Raw genomic sequence first — 21,251 nt, forward strand, 5'->3', positions numbered from 1 at the left:
ATGTCCAGGCTTCTAGCGTTGATCTGCACCGCCCTCGTCGCCCTGACGGCGTGCAGTGGATCGTCCGCGCAGTCCGGCCCCAAGACGCTGCGCATGACCGTGTGGACCGCCAATGAGGCGCATCTCAAGCTGCTCAACGAGATCGCGTCCGAGTACAAGGCGTCGCACCCGGACGTCACCGAGATCAAGTTCGACTCGATCCCGGCCGACGGCTACACCACCACCCTCACCACCCAGATCGCCGGCGGCAACGCCCCTGACCTGGCGTGGATCCTGGAGGAGTCGGCGCCGGACTTCGTCTCGTCCGGTGCCCTCGCCCCGATCAAGGCCAAGGTCGAGAAGGCCGACGAGCTCGTGCCGTCCGCGACCAAGCTGTGGGAGAAGGACGGCGAGCTGTACGCCTACCCGTTCTCCACCTCGCCGTTCGGGCTGTTCGTCAACACCGACCTGGTGAAGGACCTGCCGGCGACCTGGGAGCAGGCCGTGGCGGCGTCGGCCGGCAAGAACCTCGTGCTGCCGGACTTCAAGTACCAGAACTGGGCCGTGCTGTCGGCGATCTGGCGGGGCTGGGGCGCCAGCGCGTGGAGCGAGGACGGCAGGCAGTGCGGGTTCTCGAGCCAGGAGATGAAGGACGCCATGACGTTCGTCCACAAGGCGATCTTCACGGACAAGGCGATCCCCGGCCCCGGCACGACGGTCGACTTCTTCGCGGGGGACGCGGCCATGGCCGTCAGCCAGATCTCGCGGGCCGGTGCGCTCAAGGACGCCAAGTTCGGCTGGACGCTGCTGCCGCTGCCCCAGGGTCCCAAGGGCGACTACGCGGTGATCGGCCAGGCCGGCGTCGGCGTGCTCAAGCGCTCGAAGAACGCCGAGGCCGCCGCGGACTTCCTCGGCTTCTTCACCAACGCGGCCAACTCCGCGAAGCTCGCCCAGTTCTTCCCGCCGGTGCGCCAGTCGCTGCTCAACGCCGACACCCTGGCCAAGAGCAACCCGCTGATCAAGCCGGAGCAGCTGCAGTCGGTCGTGATCGACGGCATCAGCAAGGGTGTGGTGAAGCCGAGCCACCAGGGCCAGGAGGAGCTGAACCAGACGATCCGCGCGGCCCTCGACCCGTTGTGGAAGCCGGACGCGAACGTCTCGCAGGTGCTCGACGGCGTGTGCGCGAAGATCAAGCCGTTGCTGGAGCGCTCGTGACGTTCTGGACGTATCGCAGGCGCGACAACCTGGTCGGGTACCTGTTCGTCGCGCCTGCTCTGCTCGGCAGCCTCGCGTTCGTGCTCATCCCGTTGGGCATGGTCGGCTGGTACAGCCTCAACGAGTGGAACGTGCTCGGCGGCACGTTCGAGTTCATCGGCATCGAGAACTACCAGCAACTGCTGGGCGACGAGAAGCTGCGCGACTCGCTCGTCGCCACGGCCTGGTTCGCCGCCGGGCTGGTGGTGCTGAACCTGTCGCTGGCGCTGCTGCTCGCGGTGCTGCTCAACCAGAAGCTGCGCGGCACCACGTTGTTCCGCACGTTGTTCTTCTCCCCCGTGCTGGTGTCGCTGGTGGCCTGGACCCTGGTCTGGCAGCTCATGCTCCAGCCCGAGGGCAGCGTGAACGGGCTGCTCGGGTTCTTCGGCATCGACGGCCCGAACTGGCTGCGCGGCGACACCACGGCCATGGTGTCGGTGATCGTCGTGCAGGTCATCAAGAACGTCGGCCTGAACATGGTGCTGTTCCTCGCCGCGCTGCAGGGGGTTCCGGCCCCGCTGTACGAGGCGGCGAAGATCGACGGTGCCGGGGCGTGGACCCGGTTCCGGCGGATCACGATCCCGTTGATCAGCCCGACGATCCTGCTCACGTCGATCATCACGATCGTCGGCTCGCTGCAGGTGTTCGCGCAGATCGCGGTGCTCACCCAGGGCGGTCCGGGCACGTCCACGACCGTGTTGATCTACTACCTGTACCAGCAGGCGTTCCAGTTCCACCACTTCGGCTACGGCGCGACGATCTCGGTGCTGCTCTTCGTCATCGTCGCCGCGCTGACGCTGCTGCAGTGGCAGATGCGCCGGAAGTGGGTGCTCCATGAGTCGTAAGGTCTGGCTGTACGGCCTGTTGTGCCTGCTGTGCGTGCCGTTCGTGTTCCCGACGTGGTGGATGGTCACCTCGTCGATGAAGCCGATCAGCGAGATCTTCTCCGAGTCGCTGCTGCCGTCCGAGTGGACGTTCTCCACCTACGAGACGGTGTTCAGGATGCAGCCGTTCGGGCAGCAGTACTGGAACAGCCTCTACATCGCGGTGGTCGTCACGATCGGCACGATGGCCGTCGCGGCGCTCGCGGGCTACGCGTTCGCGCGCATCCGGTTCCCCGGCCAGAACGTGCTGTTCGTGGTGGTGCTGACCGGCCTGCTCATCCCGAGCGAGGTGACGATCGTGCCGCTGTTCCAGATGTTCCAGTCGCTGGGCCTGACGAACACGCACTGGCCGTTGATCATCGTGCCGATCTTCGGCGCACCGTGCGTGCTGGCGATCTTCATCATGCGCCAGTTCTTCATCGCGCTGCCGCCGGAACTGGAGGAGGCCGCCCGCATGGACGGCCTGGGACGTGCGGGCATCTTCTACCGGATCGCCCTGCCGCTGTCCCGTCCGGCGCTGGGCGCGGTAGCGATCTTCACGTTCCTGCACTCGTGGAACCTCTACCTGGAGCCGATCGTGTACCTGTCCACTCCGGACATGTTTACGCTGCCGCAGGCGTTGACGCAGTTCGTCGACATCTACGGCGGTCCGATGTGGAACGTCCAGCTGGCGGCGGCGACGATGACCGCCGTGCCGATCCTGATCGTGTTCGTGCTGGCGCAGCGGCAGTTCATCGAGGGTCTGGCGCACACGGGCGTGAAGGGGTGATCGATCCCGAGATCGCGGCGGCGGTGGACCTCTCCCGGCCCCCGCTGACCGCGGCCGGCATCCCGGCGAGGCGGGCGGCCGGCCGGGTCGTCACCGACGCCGAACTGACCCGCGGCGGCACGGTGACGTTCACCGAGGAGGACGCGGACGGTGTGCCCGTGCTCGTGCTGCGTCCGGCGGGCTCGTCAGGGCCGCCCGTCCTGCACGTGCACGGCGGCGGGATGGTCGCGGGCACCCGGCGCTCCGACCTGCACGTACTCGCCGAGTGGGTGTCGGAGGCGGGCGTTACGCTGGTCTCGCCCGAATACCGGCTGGCGCCCGAACACCCGCACCCGGCGCCCGTGCAGGACTGCTACCGGACGCTGGAGTGGGTGCACCGCGCCTTCGGCTCCCCGGTCGTCGCGGGCACGTCCGCGGGTGGCGGGCTGGCGGCGGCGGTGACGCTGATGGCCCGCGACCGCGGCGGACCGTCCGTCCGGGGCCAGCTGCTGATGTGCCCCATGCTCGACGACCGGTGCGAAACGCCTTCCAGCCACCAGTTCCTCAGCGGTACCACCTGGGTGCGGTCGTCGAACCTCACCGGCTGGACCGCGCTGCTCGGCGAGTCGCGCGGAGGACCGGACGTGTCCCCGTACGCCGCTCCCGCACGGGCCACACACCTGTCCGGCCTGCCTCCCACCTACGTGGACGTCGGCTCGGTGGACGTGTTCCGCGACGAGGCCGTCGAGTACGCCTCCCGGATCTGGCGTGCCGGCGGGGACGCCGAACTGCACGTCTGGCCGGGCGGTTGTCACGGCTTCGACCAGCTCGTTCCGGACGCCGCGCTGTCGCGGCGTGCCAGGTCGGCGCGAATCGAATGGCTGCGCCGCCTGCTGCATTAGGCCCTATCGCGGCTCAAGCGTCATTCGATCAGCGCACGGGACCCTCGTGCGATGGGCCGTGATCGCAAAGCACAACCAGGACCTGACACGTTCGCCGCCGACAGCCACGACGTGATCGAGGTGCGGGGCGCGCGGGAGAACAACCTGCGAAACGTCTCGCTGGACATCCCCAAGCGCCGCCTCACCGTGTTCACCGGTGTGTCCGGCTCGGGGAAGTCGTCACTCGTGTTCGGCACCATCGCCGCCGAGTCGCAGCGGCTCATCAACGAGACCTACACCGCGTTCCTGCAGGCCATGATGCCGAACCTGGGCCGGCCGGACGTCGACGAGCTGCGCAACCTCAGCGCCGCCATCATCGTCGACCAGGAGCGGATGGGCTCCAACTCGCGGTCGACCGTCGGCACCGCGACCGACGCCTACACGATGCTGCGGATCGTGTTCAGCCGCCTCGGCAAGCCGCACATCGGCACGTCCGCGGCGTTCAGCTTCAACTCGACCGAGGGCATGTGCCCCGAGTGCGAGGGCATGGGCAGCGCCCGCGGGCTCGACATGAACGAGATGTACGACGTCGAGAAGTCGCTCAACGAGGGCGCCATCACGATCCCGAACTTCCACCCGCGCTCGCAGTACTGGCAGACCTACAACATGTCGGAGTTCTTCGACATGGACAAGAAGCTCAAGAACTTCACCAAGAAGGAGTGGGAGCTCTTCCTCCACGCCCCGGCGGAGATGCTCAAGCGGGACAAGTTCAACTTCAAGTACGAGGGCCTGCTGGTCAAGTTCCACCGGATCTACGCGGGCAAGGAGCGCGACACCGTCCAGCCGCACGTGCGGGCGTGGATGGATCGCGCGATGACGTTCACGACGTGCAACTCCTGCGAGGGCACCCGGCTGAACAAGGCCGCGCTCGACTGCAAGATCAAGGGCAAGAACATCGCCCAGCTGTGCGCGATGCAGATCAGCGACCTGGCCGAGTTCCTGCGCAAGGTCACCAACTCCGAGGTCGCACCGCTGCTCGCGAACCTGCTCGGCACCCTCGACTCGCTCGTCGAGATCGGCCTCGGCTACCTCAGCCTCGACCGCGAGTCCGGCACGCTGTCCGGCGGTGAGGCGCAGCGGGTGAAGATGGTGCGGCACCTGGGATCCGCACTGTCCGACGTAACCTACGTGTTCGACGAGCCGACCACCGGCCTGCACCCGCACGACATCGAGCGGATGAACAACCTGCTGCTGATGTTGCGGGACAAGGGCAACACCGTGCTCGTCGTCGAGCACAAGCCCGAGGCCATCGCGATCGCCGACCACGTCGTCGACCTCGGGCCCGGCGCGGGCGTCAACGGCGGCGAGCTCTGCTACGCCGGTGACCTGGCGGGCCTGCGCAGGTCCGGCACGCTCACCGGTGACCACCTCGACCACAAGGTCGGCCTGCGCGACCAGGTCCGCACGCCCAAGGGCCAGATCAGCGTCAAGGGCGCCAAGCTGCACAACCTCAAGAACGTCAGCGTCGACGTACCGCTCGGCGTGCTCACCGTCGTCACCGGCGTGGCGGGCTCCGGCAAGTCGTCGCTGATCCACGGCTCGCTCGGGTCGCTGCCCGAGGTGGTCAAGGTCGACCAGTCCCCCATCCGCGGTTCGAAGCGCTCGAACCCGGCCACCTACACCGGCATGCTCGACTCGATCCGCAAGTCGTTCGCCAAGGCCAACAACGTCAAGGACTCGCTCTTCAGCGCGAACTCCGACGGCGCCTGCCCGAACTGCAAGGGCATCGGCCTGATCTACACCGACCTCGCCATGATGGCCGGCGTCGCCACGGTGTGCGAGGAGTGCGACGGCAAGCGCTACACGCCGAAGGTGCTGGGGTACAAGCTCAACGGCAAGAACATCGCCGAGGTGCTGGCCATGCCCATCGCCGAAGCCGCCGAGTTCTTCACCGACGGCCCCACGAAGGCGATCCTGGGCAGGCTCGTCGACGTCGGCCTCGGCTACCTCGGGCTCGGCCAGCCGCTCAACACGCTGTCCGGCGGTGAGCGCCAGCGCCTCAAGCTCGCGATCAACATGACCGACAAGGGCTCGGTCTACGTGCTCGACGAGCCGACGACGGGCCTGCACCTCGCGGACGTCGACCAGCTGCTCGGACTGCTGGACCGGTTGGTGGACAACGGGAACACCGTCGTCGTCATCGAGCACCACCAGGCCGTGATGGCCCACGCCGACTGGATCATCGACATGGGCCCCGGCGCCGGGTCGGACGGCGGCAAGGTCGTGTTCACCGGCACGCCGCACGACCTGATCGCGTCGAGCGAGACGCTGACCGCGCAGCACCTGAAGACGTACGTGAAGGGCTGAAAAAGCAGGAAACGCGGCCCTGGCCGCGTTTCCCACAGTCGATCACTTGTATCGCGGGTGGGTGGTGTGCCATTCGAAGCCACCACCCATCCAGGCCTTCGTGCCCTTCAGGAACCGGTGCAACTCCACCGAGGGCACGGCGAGCAACGCCTTGTGCCCCGCCTCGAAGTCGCGCACCAGCTGGTTGTGCAGCTCCACGGTCCGCGCGGTGGCCTCGGCGATCGAGCACTCCCGGTCCGCCGCGATCTGCAGCACCATGTTGCAGACCGGCTTCTCGTCGGCGGCGTCCTTCTCCACCGACACCAGGTCGTTCACGATCACCGACGCCGTGCCCGCGGCCGTCAGCAGCTGCCGCACGCGCGGGTCGTAGTACAGCGGCGCGGGCAGTTCGTAGCCGCCGACGGCGTCGATGAGCGTCATCGACGTGTAGAAGGTGTCGTGCTGCCGGGTCGCCAGGTACTGCCACGCGGGCGGGTAGTCACCGGTGTGCCGCCAGGCCGCGTACGCGCCCCACGACACGAACATCGCGAAAGTCGAGTAGCAGACGCGTTGCACGACGGTCGGAGTGCTGCGCGAGGTGAGGTGCGCGATGCCCGACCGGAGGCCCACGAGCACCGGGTCGGACGCGATCCGCTCCTCCAGGTCCTCCGTGAACTCGGCCGCGGGCGCGACCGGGTCCATCGCGGCCATCGCCAGCGCGAGGCGCGGCGGCAGCTCGGCCGGGACGGCTCCCATCTCGGTGTCGTCCGCGTAGAGGTCGTCGGCGGCCCACCAGGCCGCGTTCAGCCGGGCCGCGATCAGCAGCTGGTCGACGTCGTCGGTGTCGACGTGCGTCAGCACGGCGAGGCGGCCGAACATGCCGCCCAGGAACCGTTCCGGCTCCTCGAATCCGCAGTCGTCCGCCCACGCGACGAGGCGCTCGTCCACGGCGGCGGCGAGCAGGGCGTCCTCCCGTTCGAGCACCGGCACGTACAGCGGCGGCGCGGTGCCGTCGCCCCACGGGCGTTCGGCATACCCGGGTTCGGCCGGCGGCGCGACGGCCTCGGGCCGCCCGAGCCGGGCAGCGGAGGTGCCCAGCCCGGACGGCCCGGTGAGGAGGTCCCTCATCAGATCCTGTCCGCGACGATCAGCAGGTAGTGGAACGAACCTTCCTTGTAGGCCGTCAGGAACGGGTCCTCGACGCCGGTCGCGACCGACGACTGGGCGCGCAGCTCCCAGTACGGGATGGTGTCGGGCGTCAGGTCGACGACGCTGATCGGCACGAAACCGTTGTCCGCCAACGCCCTGAAGTACTCGCTGCGCGGGTGGATGTTGCAGATGTAGTGCTGGTCGATCTGGCTGACCGCGCGCGACCGCAGGCCCGTCAGGTCGTTCGAACAGCCGGTGATGCAGACGTACCGGCCACCCGGCGCGATGAGCCGCGCGAACTCGCCGTACAGCTGCTGGAGGTCCACGTACATCGTGGTCTCGTTGGTCCAGATGCCGTTGAACGAGCCGGTCTCGAAGCCGGTGTCGAGCATGTTCTTGAAGTGGAACCGGACCTGGTCGGCGACACCGCGCTCGACCGCCTGGCCGTTGGCGAACGCCACCTGCTCCTCGGAGATGCTGACGCCGTCGACGCGGGCGCCGAAGCGGGCGTTGGCCATGAAGCTCGTGCCGCCGCGGCCGGAGCCGCCGTCCATCAGGTGGGGGTTGGCGGGGAGGTCGCCGAACGCGTCGAGCAGCACCTCGGCCTGCGCCGTCTCCAGCCGGTGCATCTCGGCGATCATCACCTGGTCGCGCACGTCGGCGGGCGCCTCCAGCACCGCCGGGTCGTACTGGCCCAGCCCGTAGTGGTGGTGGTAGAGCCCGTCCACCTCGCCGAGCTTGATGTTGACCGGGTCCTTCTCCTTGTTCCAGTAGTCCGCGACGGAACGCTGGTAGTCGGTGCGCAGAACCGGCTTCACAGTGGGGCTCGCCATGACCTGAGTGGCTCCTGTTCGTTGAACGCTCACTGCCGAACAGGAAATGACCTTTGCACCTGATGGCCCACCTAGCGATCCGCCGTTCAGGCTTGGTTCGGCCACGAACGGGTACCGCGAACGCCTCCTCGGAGTGGGCCCCTTAACCCGTGCAAGCCGATCCACATCCCCACTTTCGTGGGTTCTCCACGCCCGACCGGATGACTTGAGGAGCCTTCATTCCACGCGACCTGGGAGAAATCCCGGTCCGGGGGCCCGAAGGCTCCCCGACGACCGCCCGGCACGGACAGGGCCCGTTCAGCTCGCACGATTCAGACGCGTGAGCTGCCCCGAAGACCGGCCACCGCGGTCGTCAGCCGTCATTGAAAAGCGTTGCAGAATTACCTATTTCAGGAATGTGAATATTTGACACCCATCTAAACCATCAGCTACAAAGAAATGGCCCCGCCCTGCCGAACGAGGGTTGTCGATGACGAAAACCTCTCCTCCCCTGCTGTCCATGTTGTTAATCGTTTCTTTGGTCGTTCCCACTGCCACCGCGGTCGCCGCACCCGCGTTGACAGGCCTCGACGTCTCGCCGGCGAACCGCCGCGGACCTGTTTCCGGCCTCTACGACTGGTCGAAAGCCGGATATCGCGGCAATGGTGTTCTGCCGGGGAACGACGAACTGAACCCGAGCGCCGCCTGCCAGATCACGGCGGCGGAGCTCGCCTCGCAGTTCAGCGTGCGCCCGAACGACGGGGTCGACGACACGGCGGGGTTGCAGGCCGCGATCGACTCCATCAGGACGCAGTGCTCCCCCAGCGCGAGCTACACCAAGCTCAGCCTCATCACCTTGCCCGCGGGTGAGCTCAGGGTGTCCAAGGAGATCCACGTCGACGCCGACTACCTGGTCATCAGAGGTGCCGGCGCGACCGCGACCAAGGTCGTCTACACGCCCGACGCGAACACCCGCTACGACGCGCTCACGCCCGACGGGTCGGACTGGGACGAGGACGGCATGACGTTCGGGCAGGGCAAGGGCGGCTGGCTGTGGCCGGGCCGCGGCCTGTTCCGGGTCCAGTCGCGCGGCGTGCACCCGAGCTACGCGAGCGACCACTCGCGCGCTCCGGAGAACCGCAAGGACATCTTCGAGGGCACGGTCAACGTGCACTGGAAGGCCGGCACGAAGGTGAGCGCCGCCGCGAAGGCCGGTGACCGCGCGATCAAGGTCGCGTCCGCGAGCACGATCAAGGCCGGCATGTTCGTGAACGTCCGCGCCGCGAACTCGGTCAAGTTCTACGACCAGCAGTTCGCGACGGGAACGCCGCACCCGCTGCTGAACATGCACATGCGGCAGCAGATCTTCACCGTCGCGTCGGTGTCGGGCACGACGGTCACCCTCGACAAGCCGCTGGAGTTCGACGTCCCCGTCAACTCCACCTCGGACGGTTCACCGGCGATCGACGGCACGACCTACGACTCGAAGGTCTCGCCGCTGGTGGACCCGGTCCTCGGCGTCGGGTTCGAGAACTTCGGCTTCACGCAGGCGATGCCGGGCCTCGACGCCGCCGAGGCCGTGAACAACTACGGCAACATGGCGCCCGCGGACGAGATGCACGGCATCATCTTCAAGTGGGCGGCGAACTCGTGGGTGCGCGGAATCCGTGCGGAGATGACGGGGTCGCACCCGATCGTCACCGAGGAGGCGAAGAACCTCCAGATCGTCGACAACCGGCTCGACGGCTCGTGGAACAAGGGCAAGGGCGGCAACGGCTACTTCCGCGGCTCGCGGGTGTGGGACTCGCTCTACGCCGGCAACACCTCTCGCAACCTGCGGCACTTCACGTTCCAGTGGTCGGCCTCGGGCAACGTCGTGATCGGCAACGACTTCGACTCCGACCTGAACCTGCACGGCGGCTGGGAGCGCAACAACCTGTTCGAGAACAACACAGTCCGCGTCTCCTACGCCCACCGCTCCGGCAACTGCCGCGCGAACTGCGGTGAGGAGGGCGGTGGCGGGCCCGACGACTCGAACTGGTTCCCGATCTGGTGGGGCGCGGGCAAGAAGGCCGTGAAGTGGTCGGGCGCGTCGGGGCCGCGCAACGTCTTCTTCAACAACGCCATGACGAAGCAGCTCTCGACCGGCGGCTCGTTCGACCCGTTCTACAGCGAGAAGTCGCGGATCTACCAGTTCGGCTGGAACGGCGGCTCCTACAGGCACCTGGACGTCGGTGGCACGGCCATCGCGGACTGGGCGAAGAACGAGCAGCGCGACTACTCGGGCGGTCACGGCGTCGACACGGCGAAGACAGATTCCGCGAAGTCGTTGTTCCTCAGGAACATCCCGGTCACCCCGTAGAAGGCGGGGGTTGCAGGGGTCCCGGCCGGTGCACGGCGGCGTCACCGGCCGGGACCCCTGGCTCCGCTCAGGCCGTCTGCCGCATCGCCCGCACCTCTTCCCTGAGCGCACGGACCTCCTGCAACACCAGGTCGTCGTGGCCCGCGGAACGGGGTGCGGGCAGCGTGATCTCCTCCTGCATCGCACTGCACACCACGGCGATGAACAGGTTCAGCATCGTGAACGAGCCGACCATCAGGTAGATCAGGAAGAAGATCCACGCGAGGGGCTTCTGCTCCATCAGGTCGCGCATGACGTCCGACCAGCCGTCGCCCGTGGTGATCTGGAACAGCGTCAGCAGCGTCGGGCCGAGACCGGTGAAGCGCGGGTCGCCGGTGTCGCCGAACAGGTTGCTCGCGATCACGCCGCCGACGTAGACGAGCAGCACCAGCAACCCGGACAGCGACACCAGACCCGGGATCGACCGCACCAGCGCCGTGACGACCCGGCGCATGCTCGGCACCATCGCGACGAGCCTCAGCGCACGCAGGATCCTGAGGCTGCGCAACACCGACAGCGGCCCCGCCGTCGGGATCAGGGCGATGGCGACGATCACGAAGTCGAAGACGTTCCACGGGTCCTTGAAGAACCGCCAGCCGAACGCGTACAGCCTCGCCGCCAGCTCCAGCGTGAAGATCGCCAGCGCCAGGTGGTCGATCGTCGTCAGCACCGGCCCGAACTCCGCGTGCAGGACGGTCGACGTCTCGGCGCCCAGGGTGATCGCGTTGATCACGATCACGCCGACGATGAACATCTGGAACCGGTTGCTCTCCACGAGCTCGCCGACGCGGGCGCGCACCATCTTCACTTGCTGCTCCTACGACAGGGGTTGTGCTCCCTATCGGCGTTGGAGCCGGTCCAACTGTTCACCCGGTCGTGTTGATCAGCTCCAACCGGCTGGCGGTGCGGGCGAGGTCAAGCGCCTCACCACCGACGATGTCGCTGAGCGGGTGGTCACTCACCAGTGTCAGCCTGACGTCGGCGTCCACCAGCACGTCCACGACGTTCGCGAACCTCTGCTGGGCCTCGCGGTGCTTCGTGGCGAGACGCGGGACGCCCGTGATCACCCAGTCGTCGAAGCGGTCGGCGAGCACCAGGTAGTCCTGCGTCGAGGTCGGCTTCTCGCACAGGTCGCCGAAGTCGAACCAGACCTTGTCGTTGTCAATGCCCAGTGCGGTGATCGCGCGGCCGTTGACGTCGAGCGTGACGGGTGTCGCCGGCGGTGCGGCGTGCGTGGTGATCTCGCCGGTCTCGAACCGGGACCTCGGTGCGCCGCGCAGGTGCCGGTAGTCCGTCGGGCCGTCGAGGTGGACGACCTCCATGAGCTGCTTGACGAGCGCGATGCCCGGCAGGAAGTGGTCGTGGTACAGCGGATCCGGCAGCAGGCCGTCCGGCGGGTAGTTCGAGGTGGCGATGATCATGACATGCCGCTCTTGGAGCACCTCCAAGAGCCTCGTCATCAAGATGGCGTCACCGACGTCGTGCACGTGCAGCTCGTCGAACGCGAGCACCTCCGTCCGCCCGACCAGCTCCCCGACCGCCTTCGCGACGGCCCCGGGCTCGTGCAGCCGTGCGGAGATCCGCCGGTGCAGCTCCCGGAAGAAGGCGTGGAAGTGCACCCGCTTCTTGGGCCCCGGCACCGCGTCGAACAGCGCGTCCGCCAGGAAGCTCTTCCCCCGTCCCACCGGTCCGTGCAGGTAGACGCCCCTGCGCCGACCGGCCAGCTCCTCGAGCCTGGCGATGACGTGCAGCTGTGCGCCGTCGAGCTCGTACCCGCTGCCCGACACCTGCGCGCGAAGATCCACTGTTACCCCCGGCGCCAGCTTACGATCGACCCCGTGAGCAATGTCGAGGCCGAGCCCGCAGAAGTGACGTGCACCTCCACCCCGGGAGGCGTGGAAGTCCTGACCCCGCGAGACGTCCCCCTGGGCGGCCCGCGTGCGATGTCGGTGCGCCGAACCCTGCCGCAGAAAGAGCGCTCACTCATCGGCGCGTGGTGCTTCTGCGACCACTACGGCCCCGACGACGTCAACATGGACGTGGCCCCGCACCCCCACACGGGCCTGCAGACCGTCAGCTGGCTCTTCACCGGCGAGATCGAACACCGCGACAGCCTCGGCGTCCACGCCTACGTCCGCCCCGGCGAACTGAACCTCATGACCGGCGGCAGCGGCATCTGCCACTCCGAGGTCTCGACGCCGTCGTCGTCCGTCCTGCACGGCGTCCAACTCTGGCTGGCCCTGCCCGACGCCCACCGCGACGCGCCGCGCGACTTCCAGCACCACGTCCCGCCGACGGTCTCCGTCTCGGGCTGTGCGGTCCGCGTCTTCCTCGGCACGCTGGCCGGCTCGACCTCCCCGGTGCGCACCTTCACCCCGCTGCTCGGCGCCGAGGTCGTGCTGCCCGCGGGTTCCCGCGTCGAGTTCGAGGTGTCGCCGTCGTTCGAGCACGGCGTCCTGCTCGACACCGGTGACGTGTCGGTGGAGGAGACGGTCCTGTCCCCCGGCTCGCTCGGGTACGTGGGCACGGGCCGTTCCACCCTCACGCTGTCCTCTCGCGAGGGCGCGCGGGTCGTGCTGCTGGGCGGGGAGCCGTTCGGCGAGGAGATCGTCATGTGGTGGAACTTCGTCGGGCGCACGCACGACGAGATCGCCGCGTTCCGGGAGGAGTGGCAGGCGGAGGGCGAGCGGTTCGGGCGGGTGCAGGGGTACCCCGGTGACCGGCTGCCGGCGCCGGCGCTGCCGGGCGGGCGTCTGCGGCCGCGGGGGAACCCGGCCTGACGCCGCCGGGCGGCGGTCGTCGAGGAGGAAGCGCAGCGCACTGCTGTACCTCAACGGAGTGGACAACGTCCTCGTCACCGAGCCCCTCCCGGCCCTGCTCCGTGACGACCGACGCACGGCAGGCCTCGAGCCCGCTCACTATCCGTGCCGAAATAGCTACGGATAGCACCAATTTCCTTAAGTCGAATTTAAGGTGAGGTCATCCCACGGTCCCAGGATTTGGTCCGCAAGCACTCGTGATCCTGTCCACAGATGACCGAACACATTCACGCTAAACACCGTGAACAGCCAGGTCAGGCCAGGTGAGCAACATCGTCTCAGCTGGTCAGCGCCGCTGGATGTCAAAAGTCATACTTCGGGACCATTGAAAATCACGTTCCGATCGCTTTTCCTGATCGAGGCATCCACGGCGGTTGCCGGACGTCTAAGGGGGCATGAGGAACGTGACACGAGTGGGCGCCGACTCGACATTCGCCTTCATCGCTCCGTCCGGGCGTCCCCTGCCCGTCGACGTCGAGCTCGGCTACCGCGCCGACGACCCGCACGCGGTGACCATGACGTTCCGCATGGGACGCCAGGAGACGGTGTGGCTCGTCAGCCGCGACCTGCTCGCCGACGGGCTGATCACCACGAGCGGCGCCGGTGACGTGAGGCTGCGGCCGCACAACTCCACGACCGCCGTGCTCGAGCTGCGGTCGGACGTGTCGCACGCGGTGTTCCACGTGCAGTCGTCCGAGCTGCAGGAGTTCCTGAACTCCACCTACGACGTGGTCGCCCCCGGTTGCGAGAACGACTACGTCGACTTCGACGCGGAGCTGCGCAAGCTGCTCGACTGAGCGCGGGGTTTTCACCCGAACGAGCCCGTACCTTGGAGTCGTTCCAACCCATACGTTCGGTGTCGTGACAGTGACGACTTCCACCGCGTACAGCAGGGACCTGGGCGACGAGCTGCGCCGGCTCCGGCAGAGGTTCACCGGTCTGAGGGGCCGCGCGATGGCGCAGCTGCTCGGCTGGGACCCGAGCAAGGTGTCCAACCTCGAGCACGGCAAGATCCGCGGCAGCGAGATCGACCTCGCGCAGTACCTCACCGCGTGCGGCAAGGACATCGACTTCTTCGAGGACTTCGTCCGCCGCTACCACAACGCGTTCGACGCGTACCTCGCGCAGGACCCGGACAACCTGCGCACGCTCTCGATGACGGAGGCGATGGCCACCGACATCACGGCGTACGACGTCCTGACCGTGAACAGCCTCCTGCAGACGCCGAAGTACGCGCGCGCCGTGCAGGCTGCGACCGGGCAGCCGATCGAGGACCTCGACAGGCAGGCGGTCATGCGCCGGCCCGGTGGTCCCCGGTGCGTCTTCTACCTGCACGAACTGGCGCTGCGAATGCGGCTCGGTGACGCACGGGTGATGGAGGAGCAGTTCGTGTGGCTGCTCGCGAACTCCTCGATCGTGCGCGTCGTGCCCGAGGAGGCGAGCTCGGCGGCGTTCCAGTCGGCCTGCACGCTGTTCGAGTTCGAGAAGGCCTCGCCGCTCGTCTACGCCGAGTCCGGACTGGCCAAGGTCTTCGCCCAGGACGAGGCCGCGGTCGAGCGGAGCCGGCGGCTCTTCGACCTGCTCGACGAGGTCGCCCTGGACGAGAACCAGTCGCGGCGCAAGCTCGCGGAGTACCGCGGGCCCACACCGCTGCGCGCGCTGGCCAGGACTCAGTAGCCGTAGACCAGGTCGAACGCCAGCTGCGGGTCGAACTCGCCCGCGTCCACGCCCGGCGCCTTGCCGCACCGGCCGTCGGAGTCGCCGGGCACCTTGACCCACAGCAGCATCTCCGCGCCGCCACCGGTGCGGGCGGGCGTGCCGAGCTTGCGGCCGCCGGGGTTGCACCACTCGCCGTTGTGGCCGTTGCCGTTGCGGCTGGTGTCGATCACGAACGGCTTGGTGTAGCCGGGAAGCGCCGCGCTGACGGCGTTGCCGTACGTCGTCGAGGCCGCGGTGGTGTGGTAGTTCGACACGTTGGTCGAGAACCCGCGGACGTTGCGCACGCCCGCCGAGTCGAGGCGCGAGGCCATGGTCGCGGCCGGCACCCACTGCGCGTTGCCCGCGTCGAGGTAGGCCCACGTGTTGGGCGCCTTGGCCTTGAACTGCTCGGTCGCGTACTTGATCATCGCCGCGCGCTCGGCGACCTCGGCCGCGTCCATGCAGTTGAAGTCCGCCAGCGAGTCCGGCTCGATCACCACCACGGCCGGGCGCGTGCCGATGGCGGCGGCGAAGGAGGAGATCCACGTCCGGTACGCCGCGGGCGTGCCGGCACCGCCACCGGAGTGGCCGCCGCACGCGTCGCGGCCGGGGATGTTGTACGCGACCAGCACGGGCAGCTTGGTGCCGGTCCCGCCGACGTACGACGACACGGCGGGGCCGATGTCCCCGCTCCAGGCGCCGAACCAGCGGGCGATCGGCTTGGTGGAGATGTTCGCCTTGATGGCGGCCTGCCGGCCGTCGCCCGGGTGGTCGCGCACCCACACGGCGGGGTTGGAGCCGGGGTCGACGTAGAAGCCGTCGGTCAGGCCGACGGGACTGGCGGCGTGGGCGGCCGGGGCGGTGGCGACGACGGCCAGGAGGGCCAGCGCGAGTGCTCTGATCATGGCTCGGACCCTCGCGCGGGCCGCTTAAGAGGCGGTAAGTCGCGGCGAAAAGCGCCGGCACGACGACACGAGCGTCAGGACGACCGCGGCCGAGCCGTCAGGGCGCGAGCAACCCGGCCTGCAGCGGCAGCAAGGGCGCGACCACCTGCCCGAACGGCCCGCTCTTCGCCACTCCCCCACCCGGTCCCGCGAACGGCGCCGCCGGGTCCAGCGAATCCGGCATCCGGGCCCACACGGCCCACCGCTCGTCCCAAGCCTGGATCACGTCGAGGTGCCCGCCGGGGAGGAACCGGGCCAGGTGCACCCCTGCGACCTGCCCGGTGTTCCCCAGCAACGGGAGCAGCCGGAAGCCGCCCTCCCGCCGCAACCTCTCGATCAGCTCAGCGCTGTCCATCTCACTGTCACGTTCCCGTCTGGGCCGCCAAACTCGTGTCTGCCCTATAAGCCTCTACCGCAGCATCACGCTCTTCGGAGGACCAATTCAGAGGTCCGGCGATCAGATCAGCCACCTGGCCCGCAACCGATGCGCCGAAGTCCAGGTGCTCCATCGCGATGCGCGTCCGCCGCGCCAGCACGTCCTCGAGGCCCAGCGCGCCCTCGTGCGTCACCGCGTAGACGATCTCCGCGGCCAGGTACCCGGCCACCGGCGAAGCCAGCGACGGGTCCTGCGCGACGAGGGCCAGCACGTCGGACACGGCTGAGCCGTAGCGGCGCAGCAGACGCTCCACAGTGGACGTGGGCAGGCCGGACTCCACAGCGACTCGAGCCCGGTCCGCCCACAGCTCTTGGAAACCGACGGCGCCGCACAACGGCAGCCGCGCGGTCAGGGAGGGTGCCACCGCGCGTCCCAGGCCTGAGACAGCGGCGTTCACGACGTCGGCGGCCATCACGCGGTACGTCGTGTACTTGCCGCCCGCGATCACGAAGAAGCCGGGCTCCGGCTCGGCGACGGCGTGCTCGCGCGACAGCTTCGAGGTGTCGCTGGAGGCGCCGGCGAGCAGGGGACGCAGGCCCGCGTACGTGCCGACGACGTCGTCCACCGACAGGGGCGACCGCAGCACGGCGTTCACGTGGTCGAGGATGTAGGTGACGTCCTCGGCGGTGGCCGCGACGGCTTCGGGCGCACCGGAGTAGGGCGTGTCGGTGGTGCCGATGATCCAGTAGGCGCCCCACGGGATCACGAACAGCACCGACTTCTCGGTCTGCGTGATGAGGCCGCCGTCCAGCTGGATCTTCGACCTCTCCACGAGCACGTGCACGCCCTTGGACATCCGCACCTCGAAAGGCGGTTCACCAGGGGACATCGCGTTCAGCGAGTCGGTCCACACGCCGGTCGCGCTGATCACCCGCCGCGCCCGCACCACGTGCGTCACGCCGGACAGTTCGTCGCGCACCGACGCACCGGAGACACGGCCGTCGGTGCGCAGCAACGAGGTGACCCGAGCGCGTGAGACGACCGTGGCGCCGTGCTGGGCGGCCGTGCGGACCAGCGTCGACACGAGCCGCGCGTCGTCCATCTGCGCGTCGTAGTAGCGGATGGCCCCGGCGAACGCGTCGGCGTCGATGGACGGGCCGACCGCGGACATCTTGCGGCGCGAGAGGTGGCGGTGCATCGGCACGGCACCGGCGCCGCCGATCGAGTCGTAGAGCATGACGCCCGCGCCGACGTAGGCGCGCTCCCACTGCTTCTTCAGCGGGAAGAGGAACGGCACCGGCCGCACCAGGTGCGGTGCGAGCCGGCGCAGCAGCAACCCGCGTTCCTTCAGGGCTTCCCGGACCAGCTTGAACTCCAGCTGCTCCAGGTACCGCAGCCCGCCGTGGACGAGCTTGCTGGACCGGCTCGACGTGCCCGCCGCCCAGTCGTCGGCCTCGACCAGGGCGACGGACAGGCCGCGCGACGCCGCGTCGAGAGCAGCGCCCGCGCCGACCACACCACCACCCACGACGAGAACGTCGAACTCCGTGCCGCCCAACGCCTCCAGGGCCTGGGCGCGCCGAGCCGGATCCAGCCTCGCGAACAACTTCTTCAGCTCCTAAAGGAAGGATTTCCTAGCGGACGTCGGCGTCGACCCAGTCGAACGACTTGGTGACCGCCTTCTTCCAGTTGCGGTACTCGCGCTCGCGCTCCTCGCCGTCGAGCTCCGGCGTCCAGCGCTTGTCCTCGGCCCAGTTGGCGCGCAGCTCGTCCAGGCCGGACCAGTAGCCGACGGCCAGACCGGCGGCGTACGCGGCACCGAGAGCGGTGGTCTCGGCGACGACCGGACGGACGACCGGCACGTCGAGCACGTCCGCCTGGAACTGCATCAGCAGCTCGTTGGCGACCATGCCACCGTCGACCTTCAGCTCGGTCAGCGGCACACCGGAGTCGGCGTTCATCGCGTCCAGCACCTCGCGGGTCTGGAACGCCGTCGCCTCCAGCACGGCACGGGCGAGGTGGCCCTTGTTGACGAACCGGGTCAGGCCGACCACGGCACCACGGGCGTCCGCACGCCAGTACGGGGCGAACAGGCCGGAGAACGCCGGCACGAAGTACGCGCCACCGTTGTCCTCCACGGACCGGGCGAGCGTCTCGATCTCCGGCGCGGAGCCGATGATGCCGAGGTTGTCGCGCAGCCACTGCACCAGCGACCCGGTGACGGCGATGGAGCCTTCCAGCGCGTAGACGGGGGCCTCGTCGCCGATCTTGTAGCAGACGGTCGTGAGCAGGCCGTTCTTCGAGGCGACCTTCTCCGTACCGGTGTTGAGCAGCATGAAGTTGCCGGTGCCGTAGGTGTTCTTGGCGGTGCCGGGCTCGTAGCAGGCCTGGCCGAACGTGGCCGCCTGCTGGTCGCCGAGGATGCCCGCGATCGGCACGCCCTTCAGCACGCCGCCGGGGCCGCCGGTGCCGTAGACCTCGGAGGAGGAACGGATCTCCGGCAGCATGGACACGGGGATGCCCATCTCGCCGGCGATCTCGGCGTCCCACTGCAGCGTGTCGAGGTCCATCAGCATGGTCCGCGACGCGTTGGTCACGTCCGTGGCGTGCACACCGCCGTTGGGGCCGCCGGTGAGGTTCCACAGCGTCCACGTGTCGGTGTTGCCGAACAGCAGGTCGCCTGCCTCGGCGCGCTCACGCGCACCCTCGACGTTGTCGAGGATCCAGCGGATCTTGGGGCCGGAGAAGTAGGTCGCCAGCGGCAGGCCGACCTTCGCCTTGTAGCGCTCGGCACCGCCGCCGAGGGCGCCGAGCTCCTCGACGATCGCCTGCGTGCGGGTGTCCTGCCAGACGATGGCGTTGTAGACGGGTTCGCCGGTGTTCTTGTCCCACACCACCGCGGTCTCGCGCTGGTTGGTGATGCCCACGGCGGCGAGGTCGCCGGTGTTCAGGTCGGCCTTGGCGAGCGCCTGACCGATCACGAACCGGGTGTTCTCGGAGATCTCCACCGGGTTGTGCTCGACCCAGCCGGCGCGCGGGAAGATCTGCTCGTGCTCCTTCTGGCCCACGGCGACGATCGAGCCGCTGTGGTCGAAGATGATCGCCCGCGTGCTGGTCGTGCCCTGGTCGACGGCGAGAACGTACTGCGTCATCGAAGAAGTCCTTTCGGGATGGTCAGCGTCAGAACGCGAGCGAGGCGATCACACCGGCGAGCGCGCCACCGATGATCGGGCCGACGACCGGCACCCAGGAGTAGCCCCAGTCGGAGTCCTTCTTGCCGACTGCCTCGCCGTCGGTTCCCTTGTAGGACAGGGGAAGCAGCGCGTGCGCGATGCGCGGGCCGAGGTCGCGGGCCGGGTTGATCGCGTAGCCCGTGGGGCCACCGAGGGAGGCGCCGATGCCGACGACGAGCATCGCGACGGCCAGCGGGCCGAGCTGGGTCGGGGTCTTGCCCAGGGCGAGGACCACGAAGACCAGGACGAACGTGCCGATGATCTCGCACACCAGGTTCCAGGTGTAGCTGCGGATCGCCGGGCCGGTCGAGAAGACGGCGAGCTTGAGGCCCTCGTCGGGCGTCTCGTCGAAGTGCGGCTTGTAGGCGAGCCACGCGAGGACGGCGCCGAGGAACGCGCCGAGCATCTCGCCGGCGAAGTAGACGAGCGTCGAGCCCACGCTGACCGGCACACCGGGGGCGAACTCGTCCGCGCCGCTGGTGAGGATGCCGACCGTCACGGCGGGGTTGAGGTGCGCACCCGACTTGTACGCGATGTAGACACCGGCGAAGACGCCGAGGCCCCAGCCGAAGTTGATCAACAGCCAGCCGCCGTCGAAGCCCTTCGACTTGGCGAGCAGCACGTTCGCCACCACGCCCGCACCCAGCAACAGCAAGACGCCCGTACCGAGCACCTCGCTGAGGAACACTGTCCCGAGACCCACGCTGGCCTCCCATTCGTCCTTGAACGGCTGATCACCCCGTGGTGATTGACGCGGAACGTAATGAGCTTCCGAACACCTGCTCAACAGGCACGTTTCGACAATGTCGACACCTGTGACCCCCGAACGCGTGACCGACCGGTCACGCTGCGCGCAGACAAGGCGTTTCAGGCTCGTATCCGGAGGTGACGGGCGTCGTAGCTGTTCGACATTGCCGACACGGGTCGTCTCAATTACGTTTCTCGCGTGCCGGGACCCATCCAGTCGATCGAACGCGCCGCCGCCGTGCTGCGGCTGCTGGCGCGCGGCTCCGGCCACCACGGTCTCACGGAGATAGCCGACTCGCTCGGGCTGGCGCGGGGCACCGCGCACGGGATTCTCCGTACGCTGCAACGGGTCGAGTTCGTCGAGCAGGACCCGGCGACGGGCCGCTACCGCCTCGGCGCGGCGCTGCTGCACCTCGGAACGTCCTACCTCGACGCCAACGAACTGCGTTCTAGATCGATCAACTGGGCCGACACCCTGGCCGCGCGCAGCGGTCAGGAGGTGCGGATCGGAATGCACCACGACGGCGCCGTGCTCGTCGTGCACCACGTGTTCCGGCCCGATGACTCCGTGCAAACACTCGGCATCGGCGCGATGCTGCCGTTGCACGCCACCGCGCTCGGCAAGGTGCTGCTCGCCTACGACCCGGACCTGTCGGCGGCCGCACGCCGGCGGGAGCTCACGTCGCTGACCCGCAGGACGATCACGCGCACCCAGATGCTGGAGCGCGTGCTGACCGAGGTGCGCGGCCAGGGCTGGGCCGGTGAGGCCGAGGAGTACATGCCGGGTGAGGCCAGCATCGCCGCGCCGATCCGCATCCCCGGCGGGCTCGTCGTCGGTGCGATCGGCATCTCGGGTGCCGCGGACCGGTTGTGCGACTCCGCGGGCCGTCCGCGTGCGACGCTGGTGCGTCAGGTCGTCCAGGCCGCCGAGGCGGTCACCACTTCTCTCGTCGACGAGAACTGAGGGGCTCGCCGTGCAA

General features: G+C 68.5%; 19 protein-coding genes. 10 read left to right on the forward strand and 9 right to left on the reverse strand.

Features of this window, described 5'->3' with window-relative positions; genetic code table 11:
* From BMY74_RS27840 to BMY74_RS27860, 5 genes are read left to right on the forward strand one after another with little or no spacing between them, the layout of a single operon-like run.
* Nucleotides 1–1,194 (forward strand): ABC transporter substrate-binding protein, encoded by a 1,194-nt coding sequence (locus BMY74_RS27840; RefSeq protein WP_089921315.1) that lies wholly within the window; start codon nt 1–3, stop codon nt 1,192–1,194.
* A complete protein-coding gene (locus BMY74_RS27845) occupies nt 1,191–2,078 on the forward strand; it encodes a carbohydrate ABC transporter permease (protein ID WP_245786395.1) in 888 nt (295 codons plus the stop codon). Before BMY74_RS27840 ends, BMY74_RS27845 begins: the two co-directional genes overlap by 4 nt.
* Nucleotides 2,068–2,886: a carbohydrate ABC transporter permease gene (locus BMY74_RS27850; RefSeq protein ID WP_089921319.1), complete on the forward strand. Its 819-nt coding sequence runs from the start codon at nt 2,068–2,070 to the stop codon at nt 2,884–2,886. The genes BMY74_RS27845 and BMY74_RS27850 overlap by 11 nt, the downstream gene beginning before the upstream one ends.
* Nucleotides 2,883–3,767 carry an alpha/beta hydrolase gene (locus BMY74_RS27855; protein WP_089921321.1) on the forward strand — a complete coding sequence of 295 codons (885 nt, stop codon included), beginning with the start codon at nt 2,883–2,885 and terminating at the stop codon, nt 3,765–3,767. The genes BMY74_RS27850 and BMY74_RS27855 overlap by 4 nt, the downstream gene beginning before the upstream one ends.
* Nucleotides 3,768–3,818: 51 nt before the next feature.
* Entirely contained in the window at nt 3,819–6,113 is a 2,295-nt protein-coding gene (locus BMY74_RS27860; RefSeq protein ID WP_089921323.1) for an ATP-binding cassette domain-containing protein, read from the forward strand.
* Between the two features lie 42 nt (nt 6,114–6,155).
* On the opposite strand, the gene BMY74_RS27865 is transcribed toward BMY74_RS27860, so the two are convergent.
* Nucleotides 6,156–7,220 (reverse strand): family 2 encapsulin nanocompartment cargo protein terpene cyclase, encoded by a 1,065-nt coding sequence (locus BMY74_RS27865; protein WP_089921325.1) that lies wholly within the window; start codon nt 7,218–7,220, stop codon nt 6,156–6,158.
* Nucleotides 7,220–8,074 (reverse strand): geranyl diphosphate 2-C-methyltransferase, encoded by an 855-nt coding sequence (locus tag BMY74_RS27870; protein WP_089921328.1) that lies wholly within the window; start codon nt 8,072–8,074, stop codon nt 7,220–7,222. The genes BMY74_RS27865 and BMY74_RS27870 overlap by 1 nt, the downstream gene beginning before the upstream one ends.
* A 517-nt stretch (nt 8,075–8,591) precedes the next feature.
* Here BMY74_RS27870 and BMY74_RS27875 point away from each other — a divergent pair.
* On the forward strand, nt 8,592–10,415 hold the full coding sequence (locus BMY74_RS27875) for a hypothetical protein (protein WP_245786396.1): 1,824 nt from the start codon (nt 8,592–8,594) through the stop codon (nt 10,413–10,415).
* A gap of 67 nt (nt 10,416–10,482) precedes the next feature.
* Here BMY74_RS27875 and BMY74_RS27880 read toward each other — a convergent pair whose 3' ends face one another.
* Entirely contained in the window at nt 10,483–11,256 is a 774-nt protein-coding gene (locus BMY74_RS27880; RefSeq protein ID WP_089921498.1) for an ion transporter, read from the reverse strand.
* A 64-nt stretch (nt 11,257–11,320) separates the two neighbouring features.
* Nucleotides 11,321–12,259: a cell division protein ZapE gene (zapE, locus tag BMY74_RS27885; RefSeq protein WP_177229954.1), complete on the reverse strand. Its 939-nt coding sequence runs from the start codon at nt 12,257–12,259 to the stop codon at nt 11,321–11,323.
* A 33-nt stretch (nt 12,260–12,292) separates the two neighbouring features.
* Here zapE and BMY74_RS27890 point away from each other — a divergent pair, with 33 nt between their 5' ends.
* From BMY74_RS27890 to BMY74_RS27900, 3 genes are all read left to right on the forward strand, one after another.
* Complete coding sequence (locus tag BMY74_RS27890; protein ID WP_089921335.1) at nt 12,293–13,234, forward strand: pirin family protein; 942 nt, start codon at nt 12,293–12,295, stop codon at nt 13,232–13,234.
* A gap of 434 nt (nt 13,235–13,668) precedes the next feature.
* Nucleotides 13,669–14,070, forward strand: a complete 402-nt coding sequence (locus BMY74_RS27895) for an SsgA family sporulation/cell division regulator (RefSeq protein WP_089921336.1) — start codon at nt 13,669–13,671, stop codon at nt 14,068–14,070.
* 64 nt (nt 14,071–14,134) lie between these two features.
* Nucleotides 14,135–14,950: a helix-turn-helix domain-containing protein gene (locus BMY74_RS27900; RefSeq protein ID WP_089921339.1), complete on the forward strand. Its 816-nt coding sequence runs from the start codon at nt 14,135–14,137 to the stop codon at nt 14,948–14,950.
* On the opposite strand, the gene BMY74_RS27905 is transcribed toward BMY74_RS27900, so the two are convergent.
* The 5 genes from BMY74_RS27905 to BMY74_RS27925 all read right to left on the reverse strand — a co-directional run bounded on the left by BMY74_RS27905 (nt 14,944) and on the right by BMY74_RS27925 (nt 20,227).
* The gene (locus BMY74_RS27905; RefSeq protein ID WP_089921342.1) at nt 14,944–15,876 is read right to left on the reverse strand and encodes a glycoside hydrolase family 6 protein; all 933 of its coding nucleotides are present in this window, start codon (nt 15,874–15,876) and stop codon (nt 14,944–14,946) included. The genes BMY74_RS27900 and BMY74_RS27905 overlap by 7 nt on opposite strands.
* A 97-nt stretch (nt 15,877–15,973) precedes the next feature.
* The gene (locus tag BMY74_RS27910; protein WP_089921345.1) at nt 15,974–16,270 is read right to left on the reverse strand and encodes a hypothetical protein; all 297 of its coding nucleotides are present in this window, start codon (nt 16,268–16,270) and stop codon (nt 15,974–15,976) included.
* A gap of 7 nt (nt 16,271–16,277) precedes the next feature.
* Nucleotides 16,278–17,897, reverse strand: a complete 1,620-nt coding sequence (locus BMY74_RS27915) for a glycerol-3-phosphate dehydrogenase/oxidase (RefSeq protein ID WP_089921347.1) — start codon at nt 17,895–17,897, stop codon at nt 16,278–16,280.
* Nucleotides 17,898–17,925: 28 nt separating this feature from the next.
* Nucleotides 17,926–19,443: a glycerol kinase GlpK gene (glpK, locus tag BMY74_RS27920; RefSeq protein ID WP_089921350.1), complete on the reverse strand. Its 1,518-nt coding sequence runs from the start codon at nt 19,441–19,443 to the stop codon at nt 17,926–17,928.
* Between the two features lie 28 nt (nt 19,444–19,471).
* Entirely contained in the window at nt 19,472–20,227 is a 756-nt protein-coding gene (locus tag BMY74_RS27925; RefSeq protein WP_089921352.1) for an MIP/aquaporin family protein, read from the reverse strand.
* Between the two features lie 243 nt (nt 20,228–20,470).
* Here BMY74_RS27925 and BMY74_RS27930 point away from each other — a divergent pair, with 243 nt between their 5' ends.
* On the forward strand, nt 20,471–21,235 hold the full coding sequence (locus tag BMY74_RS27930) for an IclR family transcriptional regulator (RefSeq protein WP_089921355.1): 765 nt from the start codon (nt 20,471–20,473) through the stop codon (nt 21,233–21,235).
* Nucleotides 21,236–21,251: the final 16 nt, after the last annotated feature.

It is taken from the genome of Lentzea albida, assembly GCF_900111005.1.
Classification (GTDB): domain Bacteria; phylum Actinomycetota; class Actinomycetes; order Mycobacteriales; family Pseudonocardiaceae; genus Lentzea; species Lentzea albida.

What these genes read in the sequence shown, in the direction of transcription:
- BMY74_RS27905 (WP_089921342.1), bottom strand. Translation starts at nt 15,876, where the DNA reads ATGATCAGAGCACTCGCGCTGGCCCTCCTGGCCGTCGTCGCCACCGCC.
- glpK (WP_089921350.1), bottom strand. Translation starts at nt 19,443, where the DNA reads ATGACGCAGTACGTTCTCGCCGTCGACCAGGGCACGACCAGCACGCGG.
- BMY74_RS27895 (WP_089921336.1), top strand. Translation starts at nt 13,669, where the DNA reads ATGAGGAACGTGACACGAGTGGGCGCCGACTCGACATTCGCCTTCATC.
- BMY74_RS27910 (WP_089921345.1), bottom strand. Translation starts at nt 16,270, where the DNA reads ATGGACAGCGCTGAGCTGATCGAGAGGTTGCGGCGGGAGGGCGGCTTC.
- BMY74_RS27850 (WP_089921319.1), top strand. Translation starts at nt 2,068, where the DNA reads ATGAGTCGTAAGGTCTGGCTGTACGGCCTGTTGTGCCTGCTGTGCGTG.
- BMY74_RS27840 (WP_089921315.1), top strand. Translation starts at nt 1, where the DNA reads ATGTCCAGGCTTCTAGCGTTGATCTGCACCGCCCTCGTCGCCCTGACG.
- BMY74_RS27870 (WP_089921328.1), bottom strand. Translation starts at nt 8,074, where the DNA reads ATGGCGAGCCCCACTGTGAAGCCGGTTCTGCGCACCGACTACCAGCGT.
- BMY74_RS27860 (WP_089921323.1), top strand. Translation starts at nt 3,819, where the DNA reads ATGGGCCGTGATCGCAAAGCACAACCAGGACCTGACACGTTCGCCGCC.
- BMY74_RS27865 (WP_089921325.1), bottom strand. Translation starts at nt 7,220, where the DNA reads ATGAGGGACCTCCTCACCGGGCCGTCCGGGCTGGGCACCTCCGCTGCC.
- BMY74_RS27880 (WP_089921498.1), bottom strand. Translation starts at nt 11,256, where the DNA reads ATGGTGCGCGCCCGCGTCGGCGAGCTCGTGGAGAGCAACCGGTTCCAG.